The sequence below is a fragment of the Dyadobacter luteus genome, from assembly GCF_003383615.1.
Lineage (GTDB): Bacteria > Bacteroidota > Bacteroidia > Cytophagales > Spirosomataceae > Dyadobacter > Dyadobacter luteus.
In genome coordinates this window covers 116,206-132,921 of record NZ_QNUL01000018.1, presented here as the reverse complement: position 1 = coordinate 132,921, position 16,716 = coordinate 116,206, and the positions used below count along the sequence as shown (strand labels likewise).

Here is a 16,716-nt window from a genome sequence, read left to right as displayed (position 1 = left end):
TAACAAAAAACTCCGCGTAACTCCGCGCCAAACTCCCTGAAACTCCGCGTTTAAATTTCCAGGATAATCTAATTTTTTGATTCCTCCCGTCGATCTCATAATTTCACACATTGTAATGCTTCCGGTTCGCCGGGATTAACTATCATCAATATTTGTATGAAAAAATTATGGTTTTGCGCCGGGCTGGCAATGATGTCGCTGGTTGCAAATGCACAAACAAACCTTTCCCCGGAACAACTGTGGAAATTGGGAAGAGTATCGGCATCAGGTATTTCAAAAGATAAGAAATACGTGATCTATTCTGTTGGAACACCGGATCTGGAAACCAACAAAACCAACCGTAAAACCTATCGTGTACCAGTGGGAGGCGGAGCTGCTGAGGAAATTAAAAATGCAGATGAGCTTTTGGTAAATGACCGTATTTCGCCGGATGGTAAATATATTATCAGCAGTGCTCCCGTACATGAAGTGAATATCACAGGTGCGGACAAATACAAGGATCTTCCAAAATCGGATGCTTATGTGTTCACTTCGCTGAATTACAGGCATTGGGATACATGGGAGGATGGTAAATTCGACCACGTTTTTGTCGCTCCTTTGGTAAATGGCAAAGCCGGAGAAGGGAAGGATATCATGAAGGGTGAGAAATTTGATTGTCCCCAAAAACCTTTTGGCGGCGATGAAGATTTCATCTGGAGTCCGGATAGCAAAAAGGTATTGTATGTTACCAAAAAGAAATTCGGGACAGATTATGCCGTAAGTACCAATACAGATCTTTTCGAATATGATGTTGAAAATGGTAGCACTAAAAATCTGACTGAGGAAAACAAAGGCTATGATGTAGCGCCTGCTTATAACGAAAAAGGACAATTGGCATGGCTGCAAATGAAGCGCGATGGCTATGAGGCCGATAAGCAGGATTTGATAGTAAGCGATGGGAGAACAAAACTGAATCTGACACAGCAGCGCGATGATATTCACGTAGAGGGATTCAAATGGGCGGAAGATGGCCGCTCATTGTTCTTTTGGGCAGCTACTGACGGAACTGTTCAATTGTTTAAAGTAAATTATCCGGGCCTTACTAAAATGGCCGTTGTGATCACTCAGATTACGAAAGGTGATTTTGATATTGGCGGAGTTTACGGACAAGCAGGTAATTCTTTAATCGTGTCGCGGACGGATATGAATCATGCTGCTGAGCTGTATACGGTTGATATTGAAAGTGGTGCTATGAAGCAGCTGACGCATGTAAACGACGAGGTAAATGCTGGTTTGGGTGTATGCAAAACGGAAAGAAAATGGGTTGCCACTACGGATGGTAAGAAAATGTTGGTATGGGTAATTTACCCTCCGGGCTTCGATCCGTCTAAAAAATATCCTACGCTTTTGTATTGCCAGGGAGGACCACAATCCGCTTTGACGCAATTTTATTCCTATCGCTGGAATTTCCAGTTGATGGCATCACAGGGTTATATTGTGGTGGCACCAAACCGTCGCGGAATGCCAGGACACGGTACCAAGTGGAACGAGCAGGTTAGTAAGGATTGGGGTGGACAGGTCATTAAAGACTACCTGAGTGCTATTGATGCTGAGGCAAAACAGCCTTATGTAGACAAGTCAAGATTGGGTTGTGTGGGCGCGAGTTTCGGCGGTTTTTCCGTATTTGCTTTGGAAGCGCAGCACAATGGTCGTTTCAAAACATTTATCTCCCACGACGGTGTTTTCGATTTCAGAAGTATGTACGGAACTACTGATGAGATGTTTTTTGAAAACTGGGAGAAGGGTGGTAACTATTGGGATAAATCCAATACAGTGGCACAACGCTCATTCAGTCAGTCTCCGAGCAACTTTGTGGATAAATGGAATACGCCGATTTTTATCATTCAGGGTGGAAAAGACTATCGTGTCCCTATCGAACAAGGCTTGCAAGCTTTTCAGGCGGTGCAGTTGAAGGGAATCAAAAGCAAGCTGCTGTACCTTCCTGACGAAAACCATTGGGTACTGAATGCACAAAATGCGATTGTCTGGCAACGTGAATTTTTCAGTTGGCTGAAAGAAACTTTGTAATCATTACCTTCAAGTAATCAATATCAGAGGACCTGTGCATGTGTGCAGGTTCTTTTTTATAAACTTTCAATATACACCACGAGACTCATAAGATCCTGATTAATAGAGCGGATGGTAGATTGCATCTGATTGATCAGAGACGAGCGAGTCTGGAAGTCCTCCGCGCGATAGATACCACCATTCCCGAAAATAAGATCTTGTTTTTTACCGGTAGGTTCTCCGTCGAACTCAAATTCTGTCCATCTGTTTTTTATACTTTGAGAGAGGGTAATATCTCCTTTGTTACTAAACTGTTTTTCGTGGAGCATTTTCCAGACGAAGCCCGGATAATCAGTATTATTTTCCGTTCCCATCCATATTGAGCGTAACAGATTTCTTTCATGGAAGAATTCAAGCTGATGGCCTTTAGGCTTAATCGTGACCGCGCCTAAACCGGCACTGACCAAACCACCGCCTACACCAATTGCTGTTTGGGCAGCATCTCCCGAAACAATTACAGTGGCAACTGTTGTGAGCGACGCTACGATCACGGAAGCAACTGTATAGTTGCGGTTTCTCTTATCATCCAGATTTTCGAGATAAGCTCCTGCCATATCTGCCCGTTCACCTTCACAATCCAGCTCAGCTGCAATTGCCTGTAGTTCCGTTTGCGCTATCCGTATTCTTCCTGTGATGCTTTGTAACAGGGCAAGTCTCTCCAGTGAGAGGGAATCTGCTTTTCTGTCTGATCTGTTTATTAACTTTTTTACTGGTTCACTGATTCCCAATATTTTGCACATTAATTGGTCGTGCGAATTAAGCTTTGTTTCTGATAAATCGACAGAATAGGAATCATTCCATAAGTCCGCCGCTAGCTGATAGGATACGTTGGGAGTACAGTAACTGTTTTTGAGACCGATGAGCTTCGGGTTGGAAACTTTTACAGAGGTACTACAGGAAACAAACCCTACCAGAACATGCAGGCAAAGGATGCTTGGAATGAGTTTTCTTGTGTAATAAATAGAAAATTTCATATGTCTTTCCGGTCAGAATGTGTGATGAAGATAGGAACTATTCTTTTAACCTGATCAAAACAACAATGCCTGACAGGAAACCCATCAGGCATTGTTTCATGAAGAAAACGTCCGATTCGTCAAAATTTGAGTCCTATACCCACGCTTAATAACCATGGATTGATTTTGGTTTTTGCAGTAACCGTTGCGCCATCAGCAACGCTTGGTATGGTGGTTGCGGTGGCGTCTGTTTTAAGCCAGATTTTTTTTACATCCACATTCACAAACAGCTTATTGGTAATGTCGATATCTGTGCCAATCTGGGCAGCCAGACCGAATCGGTTTTTATATTCGGTTTTCGCTATTGCCGGCCCGTTTTTAACACCATAGAAAATGGTATAGTTGGCACCCGCACCTGCGTAAGGCAAAATACCCTTCGCAACAGGAATATGATAGAGGAAAGTCAGGGTAGGAGGAAGGAGCCAGACTTTACCCAGGTCTACATCACCCAGCGCTGTTCCTACTGCCTTTACGTTGTGTTCTGTGGTACCTAAAATTAAGTTTGCAGAAATGTTTTTAGCGAAAAAGTAGGTGAAATCCAGTTCCGGAATTACCGAAGTGGAGATGTCTGCCGTTCCGCCTATTGCGCTGATGGATGCGCTTTCGTCTGGAATAACTGCAGTTGCGCGCAAACGGGCACGCCATTCGCCTTTGTCCTGTGAAAAAACTGATAATGTGGAGCCAAGCACGAAGAAGGCTACAATAAATACTCTGTTCATATTGTATTAGTTTTAATTCTGACCAAAAGTATTGCCTGTAGCTTACCTGATACCGAAGCACGTTTAGGTTATGGAGTGATTGTAATCATTGCCCTATTCACAGAAAATAGCGACGTGTTTTGAAGTAGGTGAATTGTGTTTGTGACCGTTTATAAATCAAAACCGACCCCACTAAAAATCAGTGGGGTCGATTCAAAAGTATTGAAAAACAAAGGTTTATCTGGTAAAACTCTGTCCCGCAAATTTCATAACCTCCGGCAGAGCGGTTCGCCAGTACGTCCAGGTATGCCCACCGTCGCGTACCCGAAATTCATGAGGTACGGTCTTGTCAATCAATGCCGAATGAAGTGCCATATTTCCTTTAATCAGGAAATCATCGTCGCCACAATCGATATAGTATTTCACAGATTTAAGCTTTTCCAAAGGAGTGGTTTCAATAATTCTGAAAATGGAATTCCTGTACCAGTTTTCTGAAAGACGTTCCTTACCTGCTCCTTTACCAAAAAGTCCTGCGAAAAGCCCTTCCCAACGTTCGGCAGGCATAGCGGTGATATCGTCATCCGTCCAGAATGCTCCGCTTAGTGGCGCTGCTGCCGCAAAAAGTTCAGTATGTTTCAGTGCCATAATCATGGTGCCATATCCTCCCATTGACAAGCCTGCGACAGCCCTGAATTCTTTTTTAGGTCTTGCACGATAGGTCGCTTCAACGTGAGGAATCAGCTCATTGATGAAAAAATCTTCGTATTTCTGCTTGCCATCTGCATTGTTGATGTAGAAAGTTACACCGGCGTCGGGCATTACGATGATCATAGCCGGAGCGGCACTACTTTTAATGGTTTCGTCGGCAATGCGTCCTGCTTCGCCGAACTGTGTCCAGCCCGTTTCATCATCTGTATAACCGTGTAGTAAGTACAATACCGGGTAATTTCTGTTGGTTTTATCATAGTCGGAGGGAAGATAAATGCTGTATTTGATATCTTTTCCCATGGCTTTACTCTTCACGAGGAGGCTTTCTTTTATCGTGCCCTGACCGAATGTCACAAGACTGATCAGTAAAAATAGGATAGTGGTAATTTTTTTCATGTGATTTCCGGGATTTGCGAATGGTTATTTTTTCAGGGTTAAAATCGTATGATTAAACGTTAATTTTAATTGATTAACGCCCAGCTGGTTTTGTTATCATTGTGTTAAGAATGATCTTGTTTTTCATACAGTTCTGGTATATACACAAAGCATTCACCATATCTTTAGTTACCTGTTCTAATCCTTAATCCTTATGTTATTTTTATCTGGTCGGCGTATCGTTTCTTCGAAGATACATTCCCCATTTTTATCTGTGATCTCAGCCTGCATTTTGGGTTTCAGCACTACGCTGATGGCTCAGGGTAAAAAAGAAGATTATCAACGAGCTGAGATTGTGAAGCAAACGATGGACAATAAAGTCTACAATGCTCCTTCGACTGTTCAGTGGATTGATCAGGAACATAAATTCTGGTATGCCAATCCTACTCCGTCAGGGAAAAAATTCATGTTGGTAGATGTTGTCGGCAAAAGCAAGTCCACTGCCTTTGATCATGAAAAACTTGCAGTAGCATTGGCCGAAGCGAGCAAAAGTAAAGTGAAGCCGGATAGTTTGCCATTTACGGCTATTCGTTTCACAGATAAAGGGCAGGTGATTGAGTTTGAATATCTGGATGAAAACTGGAAATGTAACCTGGCTTCTTACAAAGTTGAAAAAACAGCCAAACGGCCCGATTTTCGAAGAGGACGTTACTGGGGGGACGGCACAGGTGAGGAAAATCGTACGCCCGTGACATCTCCTGATGGGAAATGGATTGCTTTTGTAAAAAGTTACAATGTGTATGTGCAGAAAGCCGATAAATCGGAGCCGGAATCCGCGCTGAGCTTTGATGGCTCAGAGGGTGAAAATTATTCAGCTGCATTGATATGGTCTCCTGATTCAAAGAAACTTGCCACATTTAAGATCCGCCCTAATAAACCGCATTTGATTTATTTCGTTGAATCGACTCCGGCAGATCAGTTTCAGCCGAAACTTCATTCACGTAATTATCTCAAACCTGGTGACGCTCTGCCACAAAAGGAAGCACATTTGTTTGTGATTGATTCACGTAAGCACGTAGCTGTGAAAACATCAATGGGACACCAATATGCTACCACCAATCCGAAATGGTGGAACGACAGTCGTGGTTTTTCTTTTGAATACAACGAAAGGGGACATCAGGCTTACAAAGTGATCGAGGTGAATGGTGAAAATGGTGAGGCAAGAGATCTGATCGCGGAATCGAGCAAAACATTTATCGATTACAGTGGTAAAAAATATCGCTACGATGTGAATGATGGGAAAGAGATTATCTGGGCTTCGGAACGCGACGGTTGGAACCATTTGTATTTGTATGACGGGTTAACGGGCAAGGTTAAAAACCAGATTACAAAAGGTAAATGGGTGATCCGTAAAGTGGTGAAAGTGGATGAAAAAGCCCGTACGATCATTTTTGAAGGCAGTGGCAAAGAGAAAGGGCAGGATCCATATTTGATTCAGTATTACAGGGTTGGGTTTGATGGAAATGGGCTAACAGCGCTTACCACTGAAAATGGCACTCATTCAGCTACGTTTTCGTCTGACTACCAATATTTTGTAGATACCTATTCAAGAATAGATCTTCCGCCTGTGACCAATCTGAAAAGTGCCGTTGACGGGAAGATCATTCAGGAAATAGAAAAAGCGGATATCAGCGCATTGACGAAGATCGGCTGGAAAGCACCCGAAGTATTTGTGTCAAAAGCGAGAGACAACGAAACTGATATTTATGGAATTATCGTACGACCGATCAATTATAACCCCAAAAAGAAATATCCGGTTATAGAATTGATTTACGCAGGACCTCATAGTTCACATGCGCCCAAAGTATTCAATTCAGATTTTCGGTATCGTTTTTTACATGAACTCGCTGAGCTGGGTTTCGTGGTGGTACAATTGGATGGAATGGGCACTTCGAACCGTTCAAAGGCATTTCATGATGTATGCTGGCAAAATATTAAAGATGCAGGGTTCCCTGACCGAATTAAATGGATTAAAGCGGCTGCGGCTAAATATCCTTATATAGATGCATCTCGTGTGGGCATTTTCGGAAACTCTGCTGGCGGACAAAATTCTGCGGCTGCTCTGCTTTTGCACCCGGATTTCTACAAAGTGGCAGTGTCTTCGTCCGGATGTCATGATAACCGTATGGATAAAATCTGGTGGAATGAGCAGTGGATGGGGTATCCTATCGGGGAGCATTATGCAGCATCTTCTAACTCGACACATGCGGCGAAACTTAAAGGGAAATTGTTGCTGATACTGGGAGAAATGGATGACAATGTAGATCCCGCATCAACGATGCAATTTATGGATGCGCTCATTAAGGCCAACAAACCATTTGACTTTCTGATGGTTCCCGGAATGGGACACTCTATGGGAGGAGATTATGGCGAACATAAACGCCGGGACTTCTTTGTGAAACATCTGCTGGGGGTAGAGCCGCCGGCTTGGGAGGGAATGAATTAATCCTCTCCGGTCTGAATTACGCACTCAGTCTGCACGGCGTTAGTGATTGGCTATTTCCGTTCAGCCCGCCTCTGGGCGTTCAGACCGGGTAAATCTCCGGTCTGAATGATTCAGTAAGTCTGGACGGCATTATTGATTGGCTATTATTTCCGTTCAGCCCGCCTTTGGGCGTTCAGACCGGGTAAATCTCCGGTCTGAACGATTCAGTAAGTCTGGACGGCATTATTGATTGGCTATTTCCGTTCAGCTCGCCTTTGGGCGTGCAGACCGAGGGTTATTCCGATAGCAAATATCTTCTCCTTATATCGTTGATCAGGAATTTCTTTTGAGCAGTGAAGCTTTCAGGATGCATGGTAGTAAACAAGGCCTGCCATTCTTCAAATCGCGCCGGATCATTTTTTTTGAAATGATCCGCATTTATTTTTTTCTGTTTCAGATATTCCTCAAACTCCATGAAAACGTTTTTTTCGCAATATATCAGTTTTAAAGAAAAGTAGTTGATAATCACTACGCCGTTTTGGACATTCCTCCCTATCTTCACACCCCGCCAAATTTTAAGTTTGGTATAAGACTTTCCGGAAAACATCTGATTGATTCGTACAATGACCATTGACCTGCGCAGCGATACAGTTACCAAACCTACCAAAGCCATGAAAGAAGCCATGTTTGAGGCGGATTTGGGTGACGATGTTTTTGGAGATGATCCGACAGTAAATGCTCTGCAGGAGAAGGCGGCGAGAATGTTTGGTATGGATGCTGCTCTGTTTTGTCCGTCCGGAACGATGACCAACCAGTTGGCGATCAGAGTACACACTAAACCAGGCAACGATGTCATTTGCGATAAAAATTCACACATTTATCTCTACGAAGGAGGAGGTATAATGCTGAATTCTTTTGCATCGGTGAAACTATTGGATGGTGACCGGGGAAGAGTTACAGCAGCTCAGGTAGCAGAAGCAATCAGCCCCGACGACGATATCCATACAACATGTACAGGGTTGATCTCCCTGGAAAATACCATGAACAAAGGGGGGGGAGCTTACTATGATATTAATGAAATCAAAAATATCAGGCAGCTTTGCTGGGACCGTAAGATACCGCTTCATCTGGATGGAGCGCGTTTGTTCAATGCTTTAGCCGAAACAGGTGAAAGTCCTGAACAATATGGTCAGTTATTTGATACGGTCAGTATTTGTCTTTCCAAAGGATTGGGATGCCCGGTCGGGTCATTGTTAATCGGTTCAGATCAGCTCATTACAAGAGCGAAGCGGTTTCGTAAAGTAATGGGTGGTGGCTGGAGGCAGGCCGGTATTCTGGCTGCGGCTGGCATTTATGCGTTGGATCACCATGTAGCCCGACTCGAAGAAGACCATTTGCGCGCAAGAGCTATTGCAAGTATATTTCGCAGCAGGCCGGAAGTAGAGGAGATATTTCAGGTGGATACAAATATTGTGATCATTCGTCTCGACGAGAATTTGTCAGAAAAAGAGTACGTGCAGCATCTTGCCGAAAAAGGAATATTTGCCGTTACTTTTGGAAAGGGACTTGTACGTTTTGTAACGCATCTGGATTTTACAGACGATCACTTATCTGAAATGCAGACGATTCTAAGTTAACCCACCTGCATAAGAAAGCGCAGGCGGGTTGAGTAAAGATTTATACTTCAGGGATAATTTCTTCGTATTCATACTCCGAATTGGGACCTTGATAAATAACCTTCATGCCCGTAATATCAGCAACATAGGTATGTATACCTGCGTCGCCAATCTCACGCAGAAAAGTGTGATAATCGATAGAGCCATCCTGAATTTTCTTAATGGCTGCTTTGACCGCTTCCAGCTCAAATGTCTCCGCAGGTTCGAATTCAGGCATGTCGGGAGGCAGAATTAGTTTTTCTCCATTGAGGGACGTATATGTCCTTTTGTGATTGCTCACTTTCACAAAATAGTTGTCCACACCAATTGCTTTAAGACTCTTAATAAGATGTGGATAAGGTTGTCCTGCTGCTCTTTTTTTAGCTGTTTCTATAATTTCTTCTGACAAAGTGATATTCTCCATGGTGTTATATGTTTATTGTGTTGGGAGCCTGTTTAATCAAATATAGGATCGTACGTGGATACAATTGCTGAATTATATCATTCTGAAAACTGATTCATGAGTTTCTCAGGGTTTTAATCGCCAATACCCAGGTATCTTTTCCACACTCGGTACAGTGCGAAGTTCCTTCCTCCAGCGATTCTGTATGACCACAAAAAGTACATGCGTAGAGCCCCTTACTGTTAATGAATTTTGTTTTTTTATTGTATAAATGTGGCAGAATAGGCAAACCCGGAACCACCTCGCTATGATCACAAAAGAATACAGAGAGCTCACCACTTGGTTCGAGGTATGCATTTCTGATTTGTCCGAGATGTTCGACGCTTTTCAGTCTTAATTCAGAAAAAAACTCATCCTGTGCCAGACTCTCTTTTTTAAACTCAGATAGGGAAAATTTGCCATTTTTGATCAGACAAACTGTGTCTCCTTCAATTAGTTTTTCAAACCACTTGCTTTTTCCCGTGAGCCAAGTTACCAGCCTGTATAGCAGGATTACCGTTGTAAAAACAACCAATGCAGGTATTAGTCCAACGTCTTCATAAAACATGGGATCTCCTGCGGCGGATCCTAAAGCAATAATAATTACAGTTTCGAAAATTGAAAGCTGCTTCACCCCACGTTTGCCGGTTGCTCTAAGGGCAATCAGAACGATCGTAAACATCACCGCAGACCGGAATGCAACTTCAAAAACGAAGACCGCCGGAAGCTTGTTAAAAAGTAGTCTTTCCCATTCAAAAATGTCGTGCATGGCACTGGTACATAAAAGCCCGTAATTCTTAAAAAAAAATGTTACCCGGCTTTGGTAAGTGGGGTAACATTTTCGAGGTATTTAGTCTATGCGAAGTGTTTTGTATTAAGTTTTATAAGTCATCAATTAGTGTGCCTGATCATCATCAGAGTGGACAATCAATGAGCTCCGTGTATCCAGTTTTTTGATCATCTCGTTGGACATGGCATCTGCATAAACGCCGTAGCTGCTCACCAATGTGCCTTTTAGCCCATCACCTGATTCAATAGCGTATAAAATAGAAGTATCCGATGGATTGGACATGCCTTCAAATCTGAAAAACTCCACTATATTAAAATCTTCCGGTGACAAGGTCAATCGTATCCCATCATCCTTATGCAACTCCAGTGCGTGAGCCGTTAAATTAAAATCATAGGTATATCCTCTTTCTTTCAGGTCTTCCAGTCTCTCGATCAGTGTATCCGGCTCATTAGTATCCTGGTGTTCGGGATTACTATTTTTTTCCTGCGACATATCATTTTCATGTAAGTTCATAGCCGTATATTTTAAAGGTTTCGGGTAAGAGCAATACATAATTACTTTGCTCTTTGCCTCTCATGTTTTAAAAAACTATGCCGTTGCAAAAAGTAGTTTCGGTATGCTTAAATCATACAGATGATCTGTCCGGTCAAATAGGAGTGTAAATCTCAATATGTTACTTTTTCCCGGGATTTCCGGCTTTAGAAAGGCTGATTCTGAGGGGTAAATACACATGTGTCCGCCCGATTTCTTCCACTTTTTTTAGATCTGAACAGTATGATTTAGTAAGCACATATGAGGTGATTTAACCTCAAAATGTCAAAAAATGAGGAGGTCAAAGTAATTCTATCTGTTGGGACGATATACAAAGAAGGTTGAGTTATAGGCTGCATAGCATCCCAGTCCCCCGGTAATGTTAGAGTAGATCAGCGCGGGCTCTGAAAAAGGGTTGTCGGTATTGCGTAGCTGTAGGGATCGGTGATATTTGAAATAGTCCTCATCCGTATGATCCACCTGAAATGTCAATGAAATAATTCTGCTACGGGGATACAAAGTGTGGAGAGTACCATCCGGAAGCGAGTAAACAAACGGGGCAGGTAGGTTGAATCTGCCGATTGGAGAATTAAAAATTTCACCATCGCGATTGACGTCGTTCTGGAAATCGTTCCTGACAGCGTCCCGGTCCCAGTCTACATTGAAGCGATTTCTGACACGACGTTCCTTATAATTTTCAGGATTTGTTCCTTCAAGAATTGTATACTCCAGTTCGAGAAATGCTCTTGCCCGATAAAAATTGGTCGCTCCCTTGATATCTTCCCATGTCATTTTTACGGTGATGGCTGTATCAGGATGATAGGAATTGGAAGAGAACACGGTGTCAATATCGTGGGTTTTGATCACAACATTTCCAATTGGTACTGTACAGCTCGACTTCACACTTCTTGTTCCGTCGCTCACCAGTAACTGATATGTTTTACCTGCTGAGATAGTCATCCGTGAGCGATCAATACTGTAGGATGAGCCTGTGGAATCGTACGTCATGCTTACCTCCTTCGTTCCATCAGAAATTTTTACCGATGCATTTTTAATGATGTTCATGTTCACGCTCGACTCCCCAAACAGTGGAATCGACTCAGTTACGACAACGGTAATTCTATTGTTTTGCGGGGAAATAAATGACTGCACAACCAGCTTTGACTCGATATCAGGTAGTTTGTCGGGGCTTACGTCTGTCACCAGCGACTCGCACGCAGAGAGCAGTAGTACAAAAAGCAGTATGAATAGGTGATGATTTTTCATAAGCCAAAGCTTCAGAATTTGAAATTATAGCTGAAAGAAGGAAGGAACGGAAATAACGAATAGCGCTTAAGCGTGTTGCTTACTGTGGTATTGTTATTACTGTTCGTTTTTGTCTCCTCTGATATATCGTAAAAAAAAGGATTACGCCTGTTATACACATTGTAGATACCAAATTCCCAGGTGCGTTCATGCCTTCTTTTCTTCTTGCGCAGCTGTATAGCTATATCCATACGATGAAATGGCTCAGCTCGGAAACTGTTTTTTTCGCCATATTCACTCACTCTGGCGCCATACCAGGAAGTGTAAACCTTCCCATTGTTGGCCACTGAATAGAAATTGTCACTTACTCCTGTAAACCGGGCAACCGGTAGCGTAAGCGCATTTCCAGTTCCGTATACCCAGGTTGCAGACAAGGTAATGCGTTTGGTTAGTTCGTAAATTCCAACCACAGAGAGATCGTGCCGACGATCATAGCGGGGATAGAAAGTTTTTCCGAAGTTCAGCTCGGGAAACTGCCATTTAGTCCACGACAGGGTGTAACCAATCCAACCCGACAGTTTGCCGGCCTTTTTTTGCAGTAATAACTCTGTCCCGTACGACCATCCGCGCCCGGCAGTAATATTATCCTCCCAGCTGAGTTCATTGGCATTTTCTCCGGTAATACTCAAAAACGAAGAGCCTTCTTTGTAATTGATGATGTTATCCATCACTTTATAATAACCTTCCAGTGTGAGTGTAAGGGCTGGTTTTGTAATATCTTTTGCAAATCCAGCAGCAATTTGTCGTGAGTGCTGCGGTTTCACTTTATCCGTGGTTGGTACCCACAGGTCGGTAGGTAAGCCCAGTCCTGTATTGGAAAGTAAATGTACATACTGGTTCATTTGTGCATACGAAGCTTTGAAGGAGAAATCGCGCGCAAGACGTAAGGCTGCCGAAAAACGTGGTTCGGGCAGTACATAGTTTTTAGTTTTGGTTTGAAATGAGCTGAGCCTGAAGCCGGCATTCATTTTCAGTGCATCAAGTGCCTGCCAGGTGTCTTCAATGTAAACCCCGCTTTCGATTGTGTTTACAGCTTCCACAGAAGTCTCTATGGGGTTGCCAATAAAAGATCCTTCAACGGCCAGAGCAGAAGGTATAAATCTGTGAAATGTGGCTTGTGCACCGAATTTGACGGTATGTTTCGGAGAAGGGAAATAATCAAAGTCTGTTTTAATGCCCAGGTCACGGATTCGGGAAGTATACTGAAGACTGAACTCATCATTTCCGCCGTCTTCGTTTGAATAGCTGTTTACTCCGAAATTGAAATTGCTGAAAATAAACGATGTATTGACAAAGAGCTTTTGATTGAGCAGGTGATTCCATCTGAGCGTAGCAGTCGCATTTCCCCAGTCCAGCCCCGCTTTGGATTTTGATGTGGAGCTGGTTTCATCGGCATAAAACTTATCTCTCCCAAAGTAGCCACTGATGTAAAGCTTGTCTTTATAGCTGAGATCATAGTTCATCTTGGCATTCAGATCATAAAAATAGTAACCTGGCCGTACCTGACTGTCGTCTCCACGCTGTTGTTGTGCAATGAGTGGTTTTGCGAGTAAGTCAATATAGGTCCGTCTGCCTGAAATCAGGAAAGAAGATTTTTTGGAAACAGGCCCTTCCAGTGTAAGTCGGGAAGAAATGAGTCCGATTCCCCCTTCGCCATGAAGCTTATCCTTCGCACCTTCTTTCATATTCATCTCCAGCACAGAAGACAATCTTCCTCCGAATCGGGCAGGAAAGCCACCTTTGGTCAATTCCACACTTTTGAGTGCATCACTATTGAAAATGGAGAAAAAGCCAAAAAGGTGATTGGCATTGTAAACAACAGCATCGTCGAGGATAATGAGGTTTTGATCCGGACCACCGCCTCGTACGTAGAGACCAGTTTGTCCTTCGGTTCCTTTTTGTACACCTGGCATGAGTTGCAGTACTTTCAATACGTCCTTTTCACCAAAAAATGCCGGTACTTTTTTGATCTGGGATATCGGTATTTCAATCTGGCTCATCTGAGCACTCCTGCTTACATAGTCCTCCTCCCTACGTGCAGAAACTGTAACTTCGTCAAGCTGGGTAACCGCTGGCAGAAAGACATCAATCTGTTTATTTTTATCCAGTATGATACGCTTTTCCACCCGATCATATCCGACAAAGGAAAAGGAAATGGTGACAGAATCTGATTTGGGGATCGTAAGTGAGTAAAATCCGTAGGTATTGGTAACAGCTCCGAACGGAGTGTCGGGAATGAAAACATTCACACCTGGCAATTGTTCTTCACTACCTGCTTCTTTCACATAGCCGCTGATGGTAACACGATCCTGCCCGGAAACGCAAAGTGACAACAACAGAAGAAACAAGGTAAAAACCAGATGCATACGAAGCTTGTTACTTATAGTTCACTAACGATAGAGGGAGGGGGTAAGTATGGACTAAATATACGAGTCGTAGTGAGAAAATGATCAGTTTTTATAAAAACAATCTGAGCGGCACATTTCATGCCACTCAGATGCTCTCTTTTATTCGTCGAGCCCCCGGTTTTTAAGCAGGTAACTAACTTCCGGCTCTCTTCCTCTGAAAGCTTTGTACAAAGTCATGGGATCCTCTGTATCACCCTTTTCCAGGATATTTTTACGGAATGAGGTGGCAGTTTCCTGATCGAAAATATTTCCTTTTTCCAGAAAAGCGGCAAAGCCGTCGCTGTCCAGCACTTCGGACCATATGTAGCTGTAATAACCTGCTGAATAGCCTCCTGAAAAAATATGCTGGAAATAGGTGCTCCTGTAACGTGGGGCGATCTGGCTGATCAGTCCTATTTTTTCCATTTGCTCTTTCTCGAACACATCCGGTTGCACAGTCTCGCCTGACTTAAGTGTATGGTAACTCATATCCAGCAGAGAAGCTGCTAGGTATTCTACTGTACCGAATCCCTGATTGAATTTCGAGGCTTCCTTCATTTTCGTTACGAGTTCTGCTGGAATAATCTCTCCGGATTGGAAATGTTTGGCATATAACTTTAAGGCATCAGGCTCAAACGCCCAGTGCTCCATAATTTGCGATGGTAACTCCACAAAATCGCGAGGTACAGCCGTACCCGCCTGAGATTCATAGGTGACGTTTGAAAGTAATCCGTGTAATGCATGCCCAAACTCGTGGAAGAAGGTTTCCACCTCGTCCGGAGTGAGTAGCACCGGTTGCGAATCTACTGGTTTCGGGAAGTTACATACAATGGAAATGACAGGTGATATTCTTTGACCATCCTGGCTGGATTGTCTGCGGTAGGAGGTCATCCAGGCTCCTCCTCTTTTTGATTTTCTGGTGAAATAATCAAGGTACAAAACACCGGTATGCGAACCGTCCCCTTCTTTTACTTCATAACCGACAACATCCTCGTGATAAGCCGGAATATCGGTAATCGCAGAGAAAGTAATGCCATACAGTTTTTGAGCTACTGCGAAAATACCATCTCGGACATTCTCCAATTTGAAGTAAGGCTTCAGTGCTTCTGAATCATAGTTGTATTTGGCTTTACGTACTTTGTCGGCATAGTAAAACCAGTCCCATGCTTGCAAAGTGCTGTTTCCTCCCTCACTATTCATCAATACTTCCATTTCAGATTGCTCGCGTTTGGCAATAGGCAGGGCAGCTTCCCATAGTTGATCCAACAGCTCATATACCCGTTGCGGATTTTTAGCCATACTGTTTTCCAATACATAATCAGCATGAGATGTGTAACCCAGAAGTGCTGCTCTTTCCGCACGAAGCGTTACAATTTTTTGTACAATACTGTTGTTGTCCGACTCATCGCCCTGATTGGCTCGGTTTATATATGCCTTGTAAATCTGTTCGCGAAGTGTGCGATTTTCTGCAAATTCAAGAAACGGCATGACACTTGGATTGTGTAAAGTAAAACGCCATTTACCCTCGTGTCCATTGTCTTTCGCCGACTGGCTTGCAGATGAAATTAATGAAGCAGGAAGCCCGGTCAAATCCGCTTTATTGTCAATAATCAGTTCATAGCGGTTCGTTTCAGCAAGCAGATTTTGGCCGAATTTTACAGTAGCTATAGAAAGTTGCTGGTTGATTTCCCGCATCCGAAGTTGTTGCTCTTCATCAAGATTGGCACCACTTCTGATAAATGATTTGTAGGTATCGTCAAGCAAGCGTTTTTGTTCACCGGTCAATGCGTGCTGATCCTGTTGGTCGAACACTGTTTTGACACGATGAAACAAATCCTGATTCATGTAAATATCGTCGCCGTGTTGGGAAAGACGAGGGGCTATTTCCTGAGCGATTTGCTCGATATCAGGTGATGTATTGGCGGAATTAAGATTGAAAAAAACACTGCAAATTCTGTTTAGCAATGCTCCGGCATTTTCCAGAGGAATAATTGTGTTTTCGAAAACCGGGGCGGAGCGTTGCAGATAAATCGCAGCAATGCGATCACTTTGTTCTTTCATGCCTTTTTCAAATGCCGGCATAAAATGTTCCGTCCGGATTTTATCAAATGGAGGAACCTGAAAGGGTGTTTCAGCGAATGGACTAAGAAGCGGGTTTTTAGTGTTGTTATCAGGTGATGTCATGCTGATATATAGTAATTGATTCTTTACTGCTCATCAA

At 43.2% G+C, this 16,716-nt stretch carries 13 protein-coding genes; 3 read left to right on the top strand and 10 right to left on the bottom strand.

What is annotated here, in order from left to right; translation table 11 throughout:
• The first annotated feature begins 156 nt into the window (after nucleotides 1–156).
• Nucleotides 157–2,067: a S9 family peptidase gene (locus tag DSL64_RS19805; RefSeq protein WP_115832663.1), complete on the top strand. Its 1,911-nt coding sequence runs from the start codon at nucleotides 157–159 to the stop codon at nucleotides 2,065–2,067.
• 56 nt (nucleotides 2,068–2,123) lie between these two features.
• On the opposite strand, the gene DSL64_RS19800 is transcribed toward DSL64_RS19805, so the two are convergent.
• From DSL64_RS19800 to DSL64_RS19790, 3 genes are all read right to left on the bottom strand, one after another.
• A complete protein-coding gene (locus DSL64_RS19800) occupies nucleotides 2,124–3,080 on the bottom strand; it encodes a hypothetical protein (RefSeq protein ID WP_115832662.1) in 957 nt (318 codons plus the stop codon).
• Between the two features lie 119 nt (nucleotides 3,081–3,199).
• Nucleotides 3,200–3,838 (bottom strand): OmpW/AlkL family protein, encoded by a 639-nt coding sequence (locus tag DSL64_RS19795; RefSeq protein ID WP_115832661.1) that lies wholly within the window; start codon nucleotides 3,836–3,838, stop codon nucleotides 3,200–3,202.
• A gap of 216 nt (nucleotides 3,839–4,054) precedes the next feature.
• On the bottom strand, nucleotides 4,055–4,921 hold the full coding sequence (locus DSL64_RS19790) for an alpha/beta hydrolase (protein ID WP_115832660.1): 867 nt from the start codon (nucleotides 4,919–4,921) through the stop codon (nucleotides 4,055–4,057).
• 193 nt (nucleotides 4,922–5,114) lie between these two features.
• Here DSL64_RS19790 and DSL64_RS19785 point away from each other — a divergent pair, with 193 nt between their 5' ends.
• Nucleotides 5,115–7,406: a S9 family peptidase gene (locus DSL64_RS19785; protein ID WP_115832659.1), complete on the top strand. Its 2,292-nt coding sequence runs from the start codon at nucleotides 5,115–5,117 to the stop codon at nucleotides 7,404–7,406.
• Between the two features lie 274 nt (nucleotides 7,407–7,680).
• Here the strand turns inward: DSL64_RS19785 and DSL64_RS29575 are convergent, their stop codons facing one another.
• The gene (locus DSL64_RS29575) at nucleotides 7,681–8,070 is read right to left on the bottom strand and encodes a hypothetical protein (protein WP_374755839.1); all 390 of its coding nucleotides are present in this window, start codon (nucleotides 8,068–8,070) and stop codon (nucleotides 7,681–7,683) included.
• On the opposite strand from DSL64_RS29575, the gene DSL64_RS19775 reads away from it, so the two are divergent.
• Entirely contained in the window at nucleotides 8,009–9,022 is a 1,014-nt protein-coding gene (locus tag DSL64_RS19775) for a threonine aldolase family protein (protein ID WP_115832658.1), read from the top strand. The genes DSL64_RS29575 and DSL64_RS19775 overlap by 62 nt on opposite strands.
• A gap of 40 nt (nucleotides 9,023–9,062) precedes the next feature.
• On the opposite strand, the gene DSL64_RS19770 is transcribed toward DSL64_RS19775, so the two are convergent.
• The 6 genes from DSL64_RS19770 to DSL64_RS19745 all read right to left on the bottom strand — a co-directional run bounded on the left by DSL64_RS19770 (nucleotide 9,063) and on the right by DSL64_RS19745 (nucleotide 16,679).
• A complete protein-coding gene (locus tag DSL64_RS19770; RefSeq protein ID WP_115832657.1) occupies nucleotides 9,063–9,464 on the bottom strand; it encodes a DUF1398 family protein in 402 nt (133 codons plus the stop codon).
• 94 nt (nucleotides 9,465–9,558) lie between these two features.
• A complete protein-coding gene (locus DSL64_RS19765) occupies nucleotides 9,559–10,251 on the bottom strand; it encodes a DUF421 domain-containing protein (RefSeq protein ID WP_115832656.1) in 693 nt (230 codons plus the stop codon).
• Between the two features lie 126 nt (nucleotides 10,252–10,377).
• Complete coding sequence (locus DSL64_RS19760; protein WP_229217156.1) at nucleotides 10,378–10,785, bottom strand: hypothetical protein; 408 nt, start codon at nucleotides 10,783–10,785, stop codon at nucleotides 10,378–10,380.
• 330 nt (nucleotides 10,786–11,115) lie between these two features.
• Nucleotides 11,116–12,069: a DUF4249 domain-containing protein gene (locus DSL64_RS19755; RefSeq protein WP_115832655.1), complete on the bottom strand. Its 954-nt coding sequence runs from the start codon at nucleotides 12,067–12,069 to the stop codon at nucleotides 11,116–11,118.
• An 11-nt stretch (nucleotides 12,070–12,080) separates the two neighbouring features.
• Nucleotides 12,081–14,474, bottom strand: a complete 2,394-nt coding sequence (locus tag DSL64_RS19750) for a TonB-dependent receptor (RefSeq protein WP_115832654.1) — start codon at nucleotides 14,472–14,474, stop codon at nucleotides 12,081–12,083.
• 141 nt (nucleotides 14,475–14,615) lie between these two features.
• Complete coding sequence (locus DSL64_RS19745) at nucleotides 14,616–16,679, bottom strand: M3 family metallopeptidase (protein WP_115832653.1); 2,064 nt, start codon at nucleotides 16,677–16,679, stop codon at nucleotides 14,616–14,618.
• Nucleotides 16,680–16,716 lie beyond the last annotated feature (37 nt).